Source organism: Micromonospora sp. NPDC007271 (assembly GCF_040634005.1).
Classification (GTDB): Bacteria; Actinomycetota; Actinomycetes; order Mycobacteriales; family Micromonosporaceae; genus Micromonospora.
In genome coordinates this window covers 104,626-120,333 of the sequence record NZ_JBEYER010000002.1, presented here as the reverse complement: position 1 = coordinate 120,333, position 15,708 = coordinate 104,626, and the positions used below count along the sequence as shown (strand labels likewise).

At 68.8% G+C, this 15,708-nt stretch carries 14 protein-coding genes; 5 read left to right on the top strand and 9 right to left on the bottom strand.

The genetic code is table 11. The annotated features are described in order from the left end of the window. Positions 1-56 precede the first annotated feature (56 nt). On the top strand, positions 57-2,234 hold the full coding sequence (locus ABZ570_RS01605; protein WP_358055588.1) for an MMPL family transporter: 2,178 nt from the start codon (positions 57-59) through the stop codon (positions 2,232-2,234). A 136-nt stretch (positions 2,235-2,370) separates the two neighbouring features. Here ABZ570_RS01605 and ABZ570_RS01600 read toward each other — a convergent pair whose 3' ends face one another. The 6 genes from ABZ570_RS01600 to ABZ570_RS01575 form a co-directional block, all read right to left on the bottom strand. Beyond that, entirely contained in the window at positions 2,371-2,814 is a 444-nt protein-coding gene (locus tag ABZ570_RS01600) for an SRPBCC domain-containing protein (protein WP_358055586.1), read from the bottom strand. A gap of 33 nt (positions 2,815-2,847) precedes the next feature. Then, a complete protein-coding gene (locus ABZ570_RS01595; RefSeq protein ID WP_358055584.1) occupies positions 2,848-3,198 on the bottom strand; it encodes a helix-turn-helix domain-containing protein in 351 nt (116 codons plus the stop codon). After that, positions 3,195-3,656 (bottom strand): SRPBCC family protein, encoded by a 462-nt coding sequence (locus ABZ570_RS01590; protein WP_358055582.1) that lies wholly within the window; start codon positions 3,654-3,656, stop codon positions 3,195-3,197. Before ABZ570_RS01590 ends, ABZ570_RS01595 begins: the two co-directional genes overlap by 4 nt. A 190-nt stretch (positions 3,657-3,846) precedes the next feature. After that, positions 3,847-4,752 (bottom strand): carbohydrate ABC transporter permease, encoded by a 906-nt coding sequence (locus ABZ570_RS01585; protein ID WP_358055580.1) that lies wholly within the window; start codon positions 4,750-4,752, stop codon positions 3,847-3,849. Then, complete coding sequence (locus ABZ570_RS01580; protein ID WP_358055707.1) at positions 4,749-5,621, bottom strand: sugar ABC transporter permease; 873 nt, start codon at positions 5,619-5,621, stop codon at positions 4,749-4,751. The genes ABZ570_RS01585 and ABZ570_RS01580 overlap by 4 nt, the downstream gene beginning before the upstream one ends. Positions 5,622-5,773: 152 nt before the next feature. Further along, a complete protein-coding gene (locus ABZ570_RS01575) occupies positions 5,774-7,000 on the bottom strand; it encodes an extracellular solute-binding protein (protein WP_358055705.1) in 1,227 nt (408 codons plus the stop codon). 506 nt (positions 7,001-7,506) lie between these two features. Between ABZ570_RS01575 and ABZ570_RS01570 the strand changes: the two genes are divergently transcribed. Then, complete coding sequence (locus ABZ570_RS01570) at positions 7,507-8,172, top strand: class I SAM-dependent methyltransferase (RefSeq protein ID WP_358055578.1); 666 nt, start codon at positions 7,507-7,509, stop codon at positions 8,170-8,172. A gap of 171 nt (positions 8,173-8,343) precedes the next feature. Here ABZ570_RS01570 and ABZ570_RS01565 read toward each other — a convergent pair whose 3' ends face one another. Next, positions 8,344-10,998 carry a M14 family zinc carboxypeptidase gene (locus ABZ570_RS01565; protein WP_358055576.1) on the bottom strand — a complete coding sequence of 885 codons (2,655 nt, stop codon included), beginning with the start codon at positions 10,996-10,998 and terminating at the stop codon, positions 8,344-8,346. A 283-nt stretch (positions 10,999-11,281) separates the two neighbouring features. Here ABZ570_RS01565 and ABZ570_RS01560 point away from each other — a divergent pair, with 283 nt between their 5' ends. Further along, the gene (locus tag ABZ570_RS01560) at positions 11,282-12,373 is read left to right on the top strand and encodes a hypothetical protein (protein ID WP_358055574.1); all 1,092 of its coding nucleotides are present in this window, start codon (positions 11,282-11,284) and stop codon (positions 12,371-12,373) included. Positions 12,374-12,446: 73 nt separating this feature from the next. After that, complete coding sequence (locus tag ABZ570_RS01555; protein WP_358055572.1) at positions 12,447-13,349, top strand: aminoglycoside phosphotransferase family protein; 903 nt, start codon at positions 12,447-12,449, stop codon at positions 13,347-13,349. A gap of 122 nt (positions 13,350-13,471) precedes the next feature. Here the strand turns inward: ABZ570_RS01555 and ABZ570_RS01550 are convergent, their stop codons facing one another. Then, positions 13,472-14,323: a class I SAM-dependent methyltransferase gene (locus tag ABZ570_RS01550; protein ID WP_358055570.1), complete on the bottom strand. Its 852-nt coding sequence runs from the start codon at positions 14,321-14,323 to the stop codon at positions 13,472-13,474. After that, positions 14,301-14,822, bottom strand: coding sequence for a hypothetical protein (locus ABZ570_RS01545; protein ID WP_358055567.1), 522 nt, complete (start codon positions 14,820-14,822; stop codon positions 14,301-14,303). Before ABZ570_RS01545 ends, ABZ570_RS01550 begins: the two co-directional genes overlap by 23 nt. Before the next feature lie 177 nt (positions 14,823-14,999). On the opposite strand from ABZ570_RS01545, the gene ABZ570_RS01540 reads away from it, so the two are divergent. Next, positions 15,000-15,608, top strand: a complete 609-nt coding sequence (locus ABZ570_RS01540; RefSeq protein WP_358055564.1) for a TetR/AcrR family transcriptional regulator — start codon at positions 15,000-15,002, stop codon at positions 15,606-15,608. Positions 15,609-15,708 lie beyond the last annotated feature (100 nt).

Sequence of the window (15,708 nt, the reverse complement as noted above, 5' to 3'; positions counted from 1 at the left end):
CGAGTCGTCGGCGCTCACCCCGCTGCGATGTCCCTTAACCACCTGAGGAAGTGATCATGACAGCAGAGACTCCCCGTACGGACGGAGCGCTGGCGAGACTGGCCCGCTTCTGTTACCGGCGCCGTCGCCTGGTCCTCCTGACCTGGATCGTCGGCGTCATCGCCGTGGCATTCGTCGGCTTCACCTACGGCGCCGACTCCGACAACAGGTACTCCGGCGGAGACTCCCATTCCGCCAAGGCGCAGGCTCTGATCGAGAAGCACTTCCCCGAGCAGCAGGGGGACACGCTGACCCTCGCGATCAAGGCGGAGAGGGGGATCGACGACCCCGCGGCCCGGCAGAAGATCGAGAAGGTGATCGCCGAACTGGCCGCCTCACCCATCACCGGGCCGCTGACCTCGCCGTACGAGGACGAGAGCCTGGTGACGAAGGACCGTCGTATCGCCCGTACGACCATCCCGCTGACCGATCAGGACGTGGCGAAGTCCAAGGTCAAGCCCCTGGTGGACACCGTCAAGGACGCTTCCGGCGACGGCGTGACGCTGGGGCTGGGCGGGGACAAGGCGGAGAAGGCGGAGACACCCCCGCAGGGCCCGGCCGAGGGAGTGGGCCTGCTGACGGCCGCGGTGATCCTCTTCATCGCCTTCGGATCGCTGGTGGCGATGGGCCTGCCGATCGTGACCGGACTGATGGCGGTCCTCGGCGGCATCGCCCTGATGAAGCTCGTGGGGCACGTGGTCCCCTCGCCGGACTTCACCGTGCTCGTCTGCTCGTTGATCGGGCTCGGGGTCGGCATCGACTACGCGCTGTTCATCCTGACCCGCTACAAGGACAGCCTGCAGGACGGCGACGAGCCGGAGATCGCCACGGTCAAGGCCATCACCACCGCGGGTCACGCGGTGCTGTTCGCCGGCACGACCGTCTTGATCGCGCTGCTGGGCCTGATCGCCATGGGACAGGCGATGATGGCCGGCGTGGCCGTCGGCGCGTCGGTGACCGTGCTGGTGACGATGATCGCCGCGGTGACCCTGTTGCCGGCGTTCCTCGGCTTCATCGGCTACAAGATCAACTCGCTGCGCCTGCCCCGTCGCACCTCCCGCCGGCGCGGGGGCGACAACACCCCGGCGCGGGAACGCCGTACCCCGGCAGAGCGTTGGGCCGGTGTGGTGCAACGCCGGCCGCTGATCGCCGCGATCCTGGCCGGCGCGGGCCTGCTCGTGTTGGCCGCCCCCGCGCTGTCGATGCGGCTGAGCCTGCCCGACGCCAGCGTCCAGCCTCACGACCGGAGCAGTTACACCTCTCACAGGATCATCTCTGAGGGCTTCGGCCCCGGTTACGGCGCGCCCCTGATCTTCGCCACCGAGGTCGGCTCGACGAACGGCGCTCTGGGTCCCGTCGTCGAAGCGGTCCGGAAGACCGAGGGCATCGCCTACGCCACGCAGCCTCGGACCAGCAAGGACGGGCAGGCCGCCGTCTTCATGGCCTTCCCCACGACCGGATACCAGGACGAGGCGACCGCCGACCTGGTGCACAAGCTCCGCGACGACGTGCTGCCCAAGACACCCGGCGGCGGGAATGTCTACCTCGGCGGCCCGAACGCCGGCGCGATCGACTTCGCCGAGGACACCAGCTCGCGCCTGCCCCTGATGATCACGGTCGTCATCGTGCTGTCCCTGCTGCTGCTGGTCGTGCTGGTCCGGTCGGTCACGATCGCGCTGCAGGCCGCCGTGATGAACCTGCTGTCGATCGGCGCCGCCTACGGCGTGCTGGTCGCGATCGTGCAGTGGGGATGGCTCGGCTCGGTCCTCGGTTTCCCCACCGAGATGCCGGTCACGACCTGGGTGCCGATGATGATGTTCCCGCTCCTGTTCGGCCTGTCGATGGACTACGAGGTCTTCCTGGTCTCGCGGATCCGTGAGGAGTACGAGCGCACCGGCGACACCCGGACGGCCGTCACCCGCGGGCTGGCGGGAACCGCCAAGGTCATCACGGCCGCGGCCGCCATCATGATCGCCATCTTCACGACCGCCGTGCTCGGTCCCGACGTGTCGGTCAAGCAGATCGGTCTGGGCATGGCCGTCGCCGTGCTCGTCGACGCCACCATCATCCGGATGGTCCTCGTTCCCGCGGTGATGGAGCTGTGCGGCAAGGCCAACTGGTGGATGCCCGGACGCCGGGCACTGAAGGCGGACCCGACACCTCCGGACGGGGTCGAGGAACCGGTCACAGTCTGACCTGTCCTCGACCCGCAGTGCGGGGGACCCTTGGACGGGGGGGTTCCCCGCACTTTTTCGGGCGGCTCCGGCGAGCGTGGCGGATCTGCCGCCTGCAGCCGGGTCGACCACGGCGAGCCGAGAAGCCTGACCCGACTCAGTGCCAGTCGCTGATCTGCACGTCCCGCGGCGCTGGTGCGCCCTCGCCGGTCTCCACCAACGACTTCAGGCTCATCAGAAACGAGCCCCACTTGGTACTGCAGTGGTGCATGAACTCCACCGGCTCCTTCCAGCCCTGGTGCTTGAACAGCACGATCGTGTAATCACCGTCCTGGCGAAGGTCCCAGTCGATCGTGGTCCCGATCCACTCCTCGGGGCCGTCGACCACCCGCCACGCCACCCGTTCGAGCGGCCGTAGCTCGACGACCTCCAGGTCGAAGCCACCGGGCGGGAACCGGAACCTGAGGACGTCGCCGACCTCGCCATTCCCCTTCGTGTCGTCCGTCCACCAGCCGGAAAGGCCCTCGACGGTCGTCAGCGCGTCGTACACCTTCTCCGGCGTCGGGGTCTTGACACCGACCCGGTGCAGGATGTCCACCATCTCGACCCTCCCTCGATCTCGTCGGTTCCCTTGTCAGTCCTGTTGGGTGCGCTGGATCGCCTCGGCGATCCGCTTGATCCGCTGCAGCCGGGCATCCCACGCCGACCCGACCGACGACAGCTGGGCCACCGCACGGGCGAGCTGGGCCTCGTTTACCCGGTACCGCTTCTCCCGGCCGGCCGGCGTCGCCCGGACCAGGCCGACCCGGTCGAGGACGCCGAGGTGCTTGGCCACCGCCTGTCGGGTGACCGGCAACTGCTCGCTCAGCGTCGTCGCCGTGCTGTCGCCCGCGATGAGCAGTAGGTCGAGCAGCCGGCGCCGGGTCGGGTCCCCGATCGCGGACCAGAGACCGTCGTCGACCTGCTCAACCGCTGCGATGCTCATGACCGCACCTGCAGCGTCGCGACGTACGGCGCCAGCCGCGCCAGATGGAAGTCCCAGCCGGTGACGTGCTCCTGGTACTGCTGCTCCAGGACGGCGACCGCCCAGCCCATCTCGCGGAAGCCGGTCTCGGTCATCTTGAGCAGCGTCCCGCCGCCGGACGGGGTCAGGTCGAAGGTGACCAGCAGCGAGTTGCCCGCCGCCGCGACCTCGTCGGCCGGGTGCGTCCACCGGAACGAGAACGTGTGCGGCGGTTGCGCGTTGACGACGGTGAACGGCACCACTGCCCCGCCGGCATCGCGGTCGCCGAAGACGATCTCACCCGTGGACCCGGGCGTCGGCTGGTACCGGGCGTCGTCCGGCCACCACTCTTTGAGGTGGTCGGGGTTGCTGACCACCTCAAAGACGATCTCGGGCGACGCCTCGACGTAGATCTCGCGTTCGATGGTTCCGTACTCCATGACGCCCTCCTGCAACGTTTGGTTGCGCATCACGCTACCCGGATGCCCGTCCCTGCGCAACCATAGGTTGCACTTCGGCGGATCCGGGCCTTTCCAACGACGCGGAGATGGTTGAGCGGGGCGTAACCCAGGGCCTGGGGCGGAACGGGAACGGCGCCGGACGCGAGCCGCCCGGGGCACCGGCGCCCGCTCAGCTCTTGACCGAGCCCGCCATGAGCCCGCCGATGAACCAGCGACCCAGCACGATGTACACGAGCAGGGTCGGCAGTGACGTGATGAGCGCCCCCGCCATCGAGGCCGCGTAGTCCGGGGACTGGGCACCGGCCAGCGCGTTCAGCGCGATGGTGATGGGTCCGTTGCGGGTGTTCGACATGAAGATGGCGAACAGGTAGTCGTTCCAGGCCGAGGTGAACTGCCAGATGACCGCCACCACGAAGCCGGGCGCCGAGAGCGGCAGGATCACCGAAGCGAGCGTACGCAGCATCCCGGCCCCGTCGACCCGGCTCGCCTCGATGAGCTCGACCGGCACTGTCGTGGCGTAGTAGTTGCGGAAGATCAGCGTGCAGATCGGGATGCCGTACACGCAGTGGACGAACACCAGCGTCGGGATGCCGGGTGGCAGTCCGATCTCCTGCACGATCTGCCGCAGCGGGATCATGACCGCCTGGTAGGGGATGAACATGCCGAACAGGATGAGCGTGAACACCACGTCGGCGCCCGGGAACCGCCACCGCGACAGCACGAAGCCGTTGGCCGCGCCGAGCGCCGAGGAGATGAGCGCCACCGGGATCGCCAGCTCGAAGGTGCGGATGAACGAGGGCCGCAGCGCGCTCCACGCCTTCTCCCAGGACGCGAACGTCCACTCCGTCGGCAGGTTCCACTGGCCGTTGACGCCGATTTCCCGCCCCGACTTCAGGCTCGTGACCAGCAGTACGTAGGCAGGCATCGCCACGATGACCAGGAAGATGACCAGGAGCGTGTACGTCACCGCGCGGCCCAGCGGCGAGCGCCGGTCCATTCCGCCGCGGGGTCGCTGAGGCCGCGGCTTCTTGTTGATCGACGCCTCCGGCGCGGGCGTGACGGTGCTGGCGCTCATGAACGACGCTCCACCCGGTTGTTGTAGATGAGGTAGGGCACGATCACCACGGCGATGAGCAGCAGTAGGACGACCGAGATCGCGGCGGCCTTCGCGTAGTCGCTGGTGAGCAGCGTCTGCCAGACGTAGACCGCGGGGACCTCGGTGATCCACTGGGCACCCGAGACCGACATGATGAGGTCGAACATCTTCATGGACATGTGTCCGAGAATGATCATGGCCGAGAGGGCCGTCGGCGTCAGCTGCGGAAAGAGCACGTGGCGGTACAGCTGGTAGGTGCTCGCCCCGTCCATCGCCGCCGCCTCGCGCAGGTCGGCCGGGATGCCCCGGAACCCCGACAGGAACAGCGCCATCACGTAGCCCGACAGCTGCCAGATCGCCGGCAGCGCCATGGCTGCCATGCCCCAGTCGGGGTCGGTCCACCAGGGGTTTTCCAGGAAGCCCAGGTGCAGGTCGTGGAAGATCCGGTTGAGGCCCCCGGCCTGCTCGCCCGTGCCGGAGTTCATCAGCCAGCGCCACACCACGCCGGACGCGACGAACGACACCGCCATCGGAAACAGGTACACGGCGCGGAAGAAGCCTTCCCCACGCACGCCCCGCTCCAGCAGGAGCGCCCACAGCACGCCCATGAGCAGGGCGCCGGCCATGAACACCACGGTGAAGATCAGCAGGTTCTTCAGGGAGTGGGTGAACCGGTCGTTGATGTCCTCGGTGAACAGGTGGCTGAAGTTCGACAGCCCGACGAAGCCCTTGTCGCCCAGGGCGTCGTGCTCGTCGGAGAGCGACAGCTTCACGGTCCAGCCGATCAGCCCGTAGACGAAGACGGCCAGCAGGATCAGCGACGGGGAGAGCAGCAGCAGGCCCGGCACCCAGCGGCGTACCCGGGCCCGCCGTGCCCCCGGGCTCGGCCTCGGTCGGGTCCGTGCCGGCGTCGGCGGTGCGGTTCTCGTGGTCACCGATCCTCCATCAGGGACGCGCGTTGGGACAGGCCACCCGACCTGTCCCAACGCAGCCGTCGGTTCTACTTGCCTGCGTACTGCTTCGCGGCGGCGACGAGCGCGCTCTGCAGCGCGGCGACGTCACCGTCGCTGGAGAACTTGCCCTGCGCCGAGGCGACCGCGCCCTGCCAACCCTGCGAGCAGGCCGAGCCGTGCGGGCACGACGGGACCGGCGTGCCCTTGGCCCAGTCGGCGATCGCGGCCTGCTGGTAGGCGGGGTAGTCCGCGGCGTTGGCGTCGGTCCGGGCCGGAATCGAGCCCTTCTTGGTGTTGAAGGCCTTCTGGCCGGCGGCGCTGCCCAGCGTCTTCAGCCAGCACTTGGTGCCCTCGGGGTTCCGCGCGTTCTTGGGCAGCACGAACGAGTCGGCCAGCCACTGGTAGGCGTCGCCGTTGCCCGGAAAGACCGAGTAGTTGTAGTCCTTGAAGCCCTTGGCGTCGAGGTCCGCGGCCTCCCAGTCACCCATCAGCTGGTAGGCGGCCTTGCCCTCCATGACGAGCTTCTCGGCGTCGGTCCAGTCGAAGGTGTCGCGGTCCTTGTTGGAGTACGACAGCAGCTTCTTGTAGTCGTTGATGGCGTCGGTGATGTCCGCGCCGGCCCAGTCGGTCTGGCCGGTCCAGAGGCCGCTGAACTTCTCCGGACCCAGCTTCGAGATCAGCACCGCCTCGAAGAGCATCTGCTGCGTCCAGTCCTTGCCCAGGGCGAGCGGCGTCGCGACGCCCTTGGCCTTGAGCGTGTCGAGCTGGGTGAAGAACTCCGGCAGGGTCGTCGCCGGGGCGGTGATTCCGGCCTTGGCCAGCACTGTCTTGTTCCCCCACAGCACGTTGGCGCGGTGGATGTTCGCGGGCACCGAGTAGATCTTGCCGTCGACGGTCAGGCTGTCGACGAGACCCTTCGGGAACGCCGAGTCGAGACCCCACTCCTTGTACTGCGCGCTGAGGTCCTCGATCTGGCCGGCCTTGATGTAGTCGGACAACTCCGCGCCGGCATGCGCCTGGAAGGTGTCCGGCGGGTCGTTCTGCTGCAGCCGTGAGGCCAGGACCTGCTTGGCGTTGGATCCGGCGCCGCCAGCGACCGCGCCGTTGACGAACTCGTACTGCGAACAGTCGGTCTTGAACTGGGCGACCAGGCCGTCGAGGCCGGCCTTCTCGCCGCCGTCGGCCCACCAGGTGAAGACCTCGACCTTCTTGCTGCCGGCCCCGCCGTCACCGTCGTCGGCGCCACAGCCGCTCGCCACCAGAGCGAGCGCCATGCCGGCCGCGGCAACGGCGTCGCGTGCGCGAAAGCGCATACGTCCTCCATCAGGGTCTCGTGGGATGTCGGGATGTGATGGAACGTGTTCAAGATTGGTGAAAAGGTCCACTGTGACCCTCGCTCCCTCGCCCGAGTCGTGTCAACCATTGGCGACCGAAATGTGATCTCGGATGGGTGCTCGGCGATCACCGGCTCCAGGCAGGGGCCGGGCGGTTCACTGCCGACCGACGGTTCGCCGGCGAGGTCGATCACCCGTTGCGCGGCGAGCGGGTGTCCGGTGGGCAGCACGGCCTGGTACACGTCATCGAGCAGGTGCACCAGACGGAGGTCCTGGCGGATCTCGTCGCCCGGTCGGCGGACCACGATGGCTGGGCCAAGGGGCCGGCCACGCCTTGCCCGGCGTGGTGAGATGAGCCCGGTGCGGCCGTCATCTCGTTCCCGTCCCGGCCCCACGGTCGCCTCCGATGTCGACTGCTCTCTCTCCCCATCGACCGAAGGACGGTTATGACCAACACAGCGAAACCAGCGGGGGACGAAAGCCCTACCGCCCGGCAGAAGCGGGTGTGGGACAAGACCGCGCCCGGCTACGACAGGCAGATCGCCTTCTTCGAGAGGATCTGGTTCGCCGGTGGACGGGAATGGCTCGGTGAGCGGGCGCACGGCCGGGTCCTCGAGGTCGCGATCGGCACCGGCCGTAACCTGCCCCACTACGGGCCCGACGTCACCGTCACCGGCGTCGACCTGAGCCCGGCGATGCTGGCCATCGCCCGCGCGCGGGCAGCCGACCTCGGCGTCGCGGCCGAGCTACGCGAAGGCGACGCCGAGCGTCTGCCCTTCGGCGACGCGTCGTTCGACACGGTGGTCTGCGCGCTGTCGCTGTGCAGCATCCCCGACCCCGCCGCGGCCGTCGCGGAGATGAAACGTGTCCTGGTACCCGGCGGGGCGCTGCTGCTGGTGGACCACGTCGCCAGCAGTTGGCCGCTGATCCGCGCCGCCCAGCGGCTCTTCGAGCAGGTCACGGTCCGCGCGGCCGGGGAGCACTTCACCCGCCGCCAGCTACCCCTCGTCCGGTCGGCCGGATTTCAGGTCGAAGAGTCCCAGCGGCTCAAGGCCGGCACGGTAGAGCGCATCCAGGCCCGCAAACCGGCCGCGCCGGAGCCCGGAGCATGAGCCTCCCGCACGGATGAACTGGAGCACCGGTAGCGGGTCTCCCCACGCCGGCTGGGCCACTCCTGTCAGTGGCGCAGAAGCCGGGGGCGACGGCGACGCATCGGCTGCGGCACCTGGTTGGCACCGCAGCCGATGTGGTTGTCAGGGACGGTCGCAGCCGACTGCCCAGTGCTACCGGAAGAGGCTGACCAGCTGGTCCGCCGTGACGTCCTGTCCAGCGCCGTTGTACATGGCGTTTGTGACCACGGTCCAGGCGGCACGGGGCCAGGTGCGGAAGGTGATGTGGCCGCCGGCGATGGTGGCCTCACCCTTGCCGACGTCGAAGGTGGCGATGTTGGTGGCGCCGCTGATGGCGGAGGTGCCGTCGGCGTAGCCACTGACGAGCAGGTTGGCCTCCTTGGGGTACGTGGCGGCGACGTGGGCGTCGCCGGTCACCTTGAACGCCGCGTCGTTGTTGAACCAGGTCGGCCAGGACTCGGGCATCCCCCAGGCCGCCGGGACATCGGGGTCGTACTGCTGCTTGAGTAGCGCCCCGGGCACGTTGAACGTGGTCCGGTTGGTGGGCGTGATGTTCTGGACCGGCAAACCGAGCGACGTGGCCGCGGTGGTGGAGGCGCTGCCGAGCGCCACGAGGTTGCCGCCTGCCTCCACGAACTGCTTGAGCTTGTCGAGTCCGTCGGGTACGCCTCGGGCCCAGTGGAACTCCGGCGGGTTCTTGTCGGGGTCGAGACCACGGGTGATGGTGTTCGCCGAGATCCCCGGGGCGAGCACGATGGTGTCGTACCTGCCGCTGAGGTCGGCGTAGTCGTCCGCGGAGACGACCCGGTAGTTCGCGCCGATCTGGTCGAACATCCACATCATCCACCCGCCGGGCATGTTGTTGGCCCCGCGAATGAGACCCACCCGGGTGTTGTCCTTCAGTTTGACCGCAGCGACCTTGGGCACCGCGTCGGTGGCGTACACCGGCAGGCCCGTCTCCTGGCTGGCCCTGGTCAGCACCTGGCGCGCCTTCGGTTCCTTCGACGGCACGAGCACCGCACCGGCGGGCAGTTTCCTGCCGTCGACCGTGACCGCGGCCTTGGCGCGATACGTCGGTACGGCCGAATCCTGCAGGTCAGCGAGGACCTGACCCAGGCCGTACGAGGTGGGGCTGAGGACGTAGGCGCCGTTCTGACCGGGATGGGCCGGCATCTGCTGCTTCACCGGTTCGATGCCCTTGACGCGGGTCGTGGTCGCCGTGAAGGGCTTCGCCACGGCGTCGACGTCGACACCCAGGAACAGTGCGATGTTGTCGGTGGTCTCGCTGTACGGCATGATCAGCGGGCATTGTGCACACTTTCGCGCGCTGTCCGGGTATTTGTCGATTCGAAGTAGCTGATCGACCCAACGGCCCATCGGTTGGTTCGTCCTGAGAATGTAGGAGCCCTCGGGGTAGCTCCGGTCGCCCACGGTGAACGCCTTCGTGGCCTGGTCGATCTCCACCTGGCCAAAGTCGAAGATCTTCAGCATGTCGTACAGGGCGTACGGGTCGCGCTGGTCCGCCGAAACGACGTACGCGTACGGGCCGCCGTCCCACGTCTCGCTGTTCCGGTTGGACCGGTAGAGGTTGTTGTACAGCCACGCCTTGGGGTCTTTGGCCACCGTCTTCATGCCCGAGTAGGCCGCCGCGTCCCCGTACTCCACGATCTGCTTGAGCGACCAGGTCTTGCGGTCATACGGCAATACCGACCGCAGCGTCTTGTCGGCGGGCTCGAGAATCTTGTCAGAGGTGTAGGTGTAAGCAAGATCCCGGGCCGATGCGATCTCGGTCAACCAGGTCGACGTACCAAGGAAAGGAGCGTGGCCGATGACGTCGGCGTTCCACAGAATGCCGTACGCGTCATTCCATTTCGAGCCCTTCTTGCCCGCCGCCACGAGGTCACGCTGGGCCTGCATGCCGAGCGCGTTGGACGCGGAGACGACAACCGGGTCCAACGTCTCGGACATCGGCTCGTCCCACGGCGGTGACCAGATCCGCGGGGAGGTCGTTCCCGCCTGGTGCATGTAGTGCTGCGCGACCGGGCGGTATTTCTGCTCGAGCCGGACCCGGGTCTGCGACTCCTTCTGGGTCAGCATGAACCAGTCGCGGTTGTTGTCATGCCCCGCGTAATGGTGGTAAAGGTCCGGGTAGGTCCGGTTGAAGTCGGTGCCCGCCGTCTTGTTGAAGTGGTCGACCACCAGATGCTGCCCGTCGGGGTTCTGCGACGGGACGACGAGCAGGATCACGTTGTCGAGGACCTGCCGAGTGAATTCCGAGTTCTCCGTCGCCATCCGGTGCACGACATTGACCAGGGACTGGGTGGCGCCGACTTCCGTCGAGTGGATCGTCGCCTCGATGTAGTAGACCGGCAGGCTCTGGGCGGCGAGTTGGTCGGCGTACTCGTCGACCGGGATGCCCGCCCTCTTCGCCTCGGCCTGCATCACCCGCGGGTCGGACAGGCGCTTGTTGATGTCGAGGACCTGGTTGATTCGTTTGAGGTTGTGCTTGTTGCTCATCAGGAGGATCGGGAAGTCGTTGCCGAGTGTTGTTCGGTCCACAACCTGGTATTCGACCTCGTCCGAACGGTCCCCGATGAGCTTGAAGTAGCGCTTGATACTGTCGAAGTCGGCGAGCCTCCCCTCATCGCCCATCTCGAAGCCGAAGAATTCCTTCGGCGTCGGGACACCCTTGACCTTGGCACCGGCCTGGGCTGGTGGCCGCTCGAGCACCTGGGCCTGCACGGGAACAGATACGAGCCCCACCATGGCCGTGACAACCGCCACGGCGGCCAATTGCCGTAACCTCATCCTGCCTCCTCCCACGGAAACTGGTGGCGATAGAGTCACGGCGGGGCCGCGAGATGGTCAACCACTACCAATCAGTAAGGCCGGAAATAGAGACGATCTTCTCTCGATCGACTACTTGTCGAGCCATTCGTCCGCCGAGTCGCGCCAAATCACGCTGTTGATCCGCGCCGATGCCGAATCCGCGTCAGGATGTCGGCCCACCAGACGTGACGACAGATGCCGGGCCAATGCCACCCAGCCTACGCTAAGTTGATCTTTCGCGCGCCTGTGAAAGTATGCGAACGTGCCCAACACTGCCGCCCACGGGGGTTCCGGCCGGATCACCGCCCGTCTCGAGGCCACCGTCGCAGCTCTGCTGGACCCCGCGTCGGCGGACGCCCCACAGGTGCTGCACTGGCCCGGGCGCAGGCTGCTGGTGCAGCGCGGGGACACCGAGCTGGCCGTCCGCGATCTCGACGGGGAGGGGACGGAGGTCCGCTTCCCCGCCCCCTGGCCTCGCCGGTACGGCTCGGTGACGGTCTCGCCCACCGGTGATGTCGCCGTGTTCGCCGGCGTGCACGCCTTGCGAGCAGTGGATTCGACCGGCGTCGTGCGGTGGGAGATCCGGCACGGCTGTTGGTCCGCCGCCGTGTGCACCGAGGCCCACTCCTCGTTCTCCGAGTACGCCGACGACGACGACCACGACCACGCGGACAGCGGCTCGGCGGCCTTCTCCTCGGACGGCAAGCTCCTGTGGGCCCACATCCGCAACCACGCGGGGCACAACGTCGAGGAGGAGTGGCTGATCCTCGACCCCACCGACGGCACGGTGCTGACCCGGGCCGGGACGATGACCGTGGGGTCCGGTTCCCTCCACTTCCCCCACCCGAACCCGGCGTACATGGGGTTGACCGTCGGCGAGGGCGAGGAGAGCTCGCCCGTGCTGTGGGGACACTGGGATGGCGAGACGCTCACCGTCCAGCGGTTCGTCGAGGAGGTCCTCCTCGCCGTGAGCCCGTCCGGGGAGCACTTCCTGACCACGGATCTGGGGCAGTGGTCCCTCTACCTGCACCGGGCGGACGATGGCAGGGAACTACGGCAGCTGGACGCCGACGAAGCGGTGCCCCAGCCCGCAGACGAGGACGACGACCGGGTTCGCTGGGACTACGAGGCGGCGGCGTTCCCCTACGACGACACCGCCGTGGTCGGCACCGAGGACTACCCGGAGGACTCCCGCCACTGGCTTGTCGACCCGCACACGATGACCCTGCGCGGCCAGGTCGCCTACCCCTTCCCCGTCTCGGGACCTCCCCGATCGGCCGGAGCGGGTGCCTGGTACACGGTCGCCACGGACCGGACCCGCCTCCACCTGTGGAACCTGCCGCGCGAGGTATGAGCCAGGGCCGCCACGCAAGCTGGGCACCTAATCGGTTGGCACCACGCCGCCCAACCGGACTAGCGTGCCCGCCGTGCCCATCCATGATGACGAGATCCGAGCCACCGTCGGGCAGGTGCGGCGCCTGGTGGCGGCGCAGTGCCCGCAGTGGGCCGATCTTCCCGTGACACCCGTGCCCGACGAGTTGGAGGGCACCGACCACGTACTCTTTCGGATCGGCGACGAACTCGTCGCCCGGATGCCCAAGATTGCCGGGGCGGTCGACCAGGCCGATTCTGATGCGCGGTGGCTGCCCTTGCTGGCGTCCCACCTGCCTGCGCGGATTCCGCTTCCGCTGCACGTGGGCGAGCCGGGCGCGGGGTACCCGTGGCGGTGGACCGTGGTGCCGTGGATCGTGGGGAGCACGCCTCCCAGGCTTGGCTGCAACGACGTACTCCTGGCCCGCGACGTGGCAGCCTTCGTTCGCGCCCTGCACGGGGTGGATCCGGCCGGAGGTCCGGCCAAGCCACCGGGTACCCGAGGGTCCGCCCTGCTTCACGCCGACGAAGCCGTCCGCCGTGCGCTGCCCCGGCTCGCCGAGCATGACGACGGCTTCGATGTGGCCGCGGCCGAGGCGGCCTGGGATGCCTGCCTGGCTGCTCCTGACTGGGATCAGGACCCCGTGTGGATCCACGGTGATCTGCAGCCGGGCAACCTCATCACCCACCGCGGTCGGCTGGCCGCGGTGATCGACTTCGGCGCCCTCGGTGTCGGCGATCCGGCACCGGACGTGGCTCCGGCGCTGTGGACCTTCACCGGCGCGGCCCGGGAAGCCTACCGGCAGGCAGTCGGGTACGACGGCGCCACCTGGCGCCGCGCCTGCGGCTGGGCCCTCGCACCGTCGCTGACCGGCATCGACTACTACCGGTACACCTTCCCGCGAATGGCCGAGCACGGCCGCCGAATGGTCCGCGCAGTGATCGCCGAACTGGCGTGAGCACGCCATCCGACGGGTGTCCACCCGCACAACGGGCGGGACACCGCAGTGCGGGCAGTCGTCATGCGAGAGCGCACGATGTATCGAGGCGGGCGGCCCACCCGGCTGGCGCGACTCGTTGATCATTTGCCACCCGCTACGGCGGTGACCAGCCAGAATGCTCCCTTCAGCTGGACGCCGTCGGGGTGCTCGTAGGTGCTCAGTGCGGTGGTGAGCGCGACCCGGGCTCGGGTGGCCGCCTGCCGGTCGCCGTTGTGCAGCAGCGCGCGTGCCGGTCCGGTGCCGAGAAAGAGCTGGGTGGCGGCCGCGGCGTCGGGTCCGTAGGTCATGGCTGGGTCGACGCCGCTGATGGTGATGTCACGGAATCCGGCCGCTGTCAGCAGTTCGTCGATGCGTCGGGGGTCGGCCAGGGAGAACATGCCCGGCTCGTACGCCGCCCCGGGGTCGATGCGCGGGACGCGGCCGACGAGTGCGGCCATGAGCACGGTGAACCACTGCTGTTCGTCGACGGCTCGCGCGCAGGTGAACGCCAGGCGACCACCGGGTCGCAGCGCGTGCGCGACGTTGGTGAAGGCCGACACGGGGTCGGTGAAGAAGGTCAGCCCGCCGCGGCTGAGGGCGACATCGAACCCGCCCGGCGGAAACGGGTGCACCTGCACGTCACCCTGTTCGAACCGGACGTTGGTCAGCCCTTCCCCGGCGGCATGGGCCCGCGCTGTCCGCAGCATCGGGCCGGACAGGTCGACCCCGAGCGCGTATCCGTCCGGGGCACGCCGGGCGGCCAGCCGGGTGCTCTGACCGTTGCCGCAGCCGAGGTCGAGCACGCGATCGTCCGGGTTGATCCCGGCCGACGCGAGGAGCGGTTCGTTGAGCGCTGCGCTGACCGCGTCCCACTGGGCGGCGTGTTCGGCCCAGTGCCGGCCTTCAGGCCCGTTCCACGCCTCGGCCTGCTCAACGTTGGCGATCGGCTGCATATGCCACCTCCGAAGGTGCCGCCGGACCGGGCCGCCGCCGGCCCGGCTTGAAGACCCCGAGGACCACGTTGATCCCGAGGAACAGGAGTGCCGCCGCCGGTGCCGCCACCGCCACGATCTGGTCGCCGCGGGGAACGCCCGGCGTCGAGGACCCGACTGCCGCAGCGGCGGCGTGCCCGAGCCGGGGAACGAGCAGAGCCGGGGCGGCTGCGGCGAGTACCGCCGCGAGCGCGAGCTTGACGGTGACCCAGCCGTGCCGCAGTGGCCGCCACGGCCCGGCGGCCGCCAGGGCGAGGCCGCTCAGGACGCTTCCGGCCGCCAACGGCGCGACCAGCCACCGGCCGAGGAGGTACGCCGCCGGGTACACCGCGCGTGGATCGCTGTCGCGTAGGCCGGACACACCCAGCGCCAGGAGTGCCGCGTCGGCGCCCAGCGCACCCACCGTGACGATGATGTGGGCGGCCAGCAGTAGACGACGAGATCGCGGGTGGAGGTACATCGGGCGCTCCCCTACCGCCGGGGTGGCCAGAGCCGCCGGCCACGGTCGGACACTCGTATGATGTCGAACATGATGTCCGAGTATGGTCGCGGGCAGGGAGCCGGTTCAACGACCAGAACAGCGCCGCGATCCGTTACCGGACAGCCGCTGGCAACTGTTCGGAAAGTGGGACAGGAGATGCCGGGACAGGACCGCCGGATCCGGCGCAGCCAGCGACTTCTCCGTGAGGCGCTCGTCGCCCTGATCCCGGAGAAGGGCTACGACCGGATCACGGTGCAGGACATTCTCGACCGTGCCGACGTGGGACGCTCCACCTTCTACACCCACTACCGCGACAAGGACGACCTGCTGCTGGCCGGCTTCGACGACCTGCGCGCCGACCTGCAGCGCGACCTCGACGCCCTCAAGCCGGGTGTGCCACCGCATCCGACCAGCCCGACCGGCGTGATCTTCGCCCACGCCTACCGGCACCGGGACCTTTATCTGGCGCTGTGCGGCCGGCGCGGCGGCACCGTCGCGCAGCGCCACCTGCACGGACTCGTCAGCGGCCTGCTCCGCGACCATCTGCGCCCGCACATCGAGGCCGCCGGCAGCGACCTGCCGGTCGACATCGCCGCAGCGTTCTACACCTCAGCCGCCCTCGGCCTGCTCACCTGGTGGGTCGACCAGGACTTCCGGCCCGGACCTGCCGCCCTCGCCGGCGTCTATCAGCGGCTCGCCGCACCCGGCCTGCTCACCGCGCTCATCCCGCCGGCATCCGAGCCACCACCCGCGGTTGGCGGGTAGCATCGCGGCGTGAACTCGTACTGGCACGTCGTTCTGCCGCCGTTGCGCGCCTGACCGGGCGCACACACTGACGGCTCGACCCGCATCCCGGCCGCTCTTC

Excerpts from the sequence above, each read along its gene's own strand:
- ABZ570_RS01605 (WP_358055588.1), top strand. The coding sequence starts at position 57 with ATGACAGCAGAGACTCCCCGTACGGACGGAGCGCTGGCGAGACTGGCC.
- ABZ570_RS01600 (WP_358055586.1), bottom strand. The coding sequence starts at position 2,814 with ATGGTGGACATCCTGCACCGGGTCGGTGTCAAGACCCCGACGCCGGAG.
- ABZ570_RS01595 (WP_358055584.1), bottom strand. The coding sequence starts at position 3,198 with ATGAGCATCGCAGCGGTTGAGCAGGTCGACGACGGTCTCTGGTCCGCG.
- ABZ570_RS01590 (WP_358055582.1), bottom strand. The coding sequence starts at position 3,656 with ATGGAGTACGGAACCATCGAACGCGAGATCTACGTCGAGGCGTCGCCC.
- ABZ570_RS01585 (WP_358055580.1), bottom strand. The coding sequence starts at position 4,752 with ATGAGCGCCAGCACCGTCACGCCCGCGCCGGAGGCGTCGATCAACAAG.
- ABZ570_RS01575 (WP_358055705.1), bottom strand. The coding sequence starts at position 7,000 with ATGGCGCTCGCTCTGGTGGCGAGCGGCTGTGGCGCCGACGACGGTGAC.
- ABZ570_RS01570 (WP_358055578.1), top strand. The coding sequence starts at position 7,507 with ATGACCAACACAGCGAAACCAGCGGGGGACGAAAGCCCTACCGCCCGG.
- ABZ570_RS01565 (WP_358055576.1), bottom strand. The coding sequence starts at position 10,998 with ATGAGGTTACGGCAATTGGCCGCCGTGGCGGTTGTCACGGCCATGGTG.
- ABZ570_RS01550 (WP_358055570.1), bottom strand. The coding sequence starts at position 14,323 with ATGCAGCCGATCGCCAACGTTGAGCAGGCCGAGGCGTGGAACGGGCCT.
- ABZ570_RS01545 (WP_358055567.1), bottom strand. The coding sequence starts at position 14,822 with ATGTACCTCCACCCGCGATCTCGTCGTCTACTGCTGGCCGCCCACATC.
- ABZ570_RS01540 (WP_358055564.1), top strand. The coding sequence starts at position 15,000 with ATGCCGGGACAGGACCGCCGGATCCGGCGCAGCCAGCGACTTCTCCGT.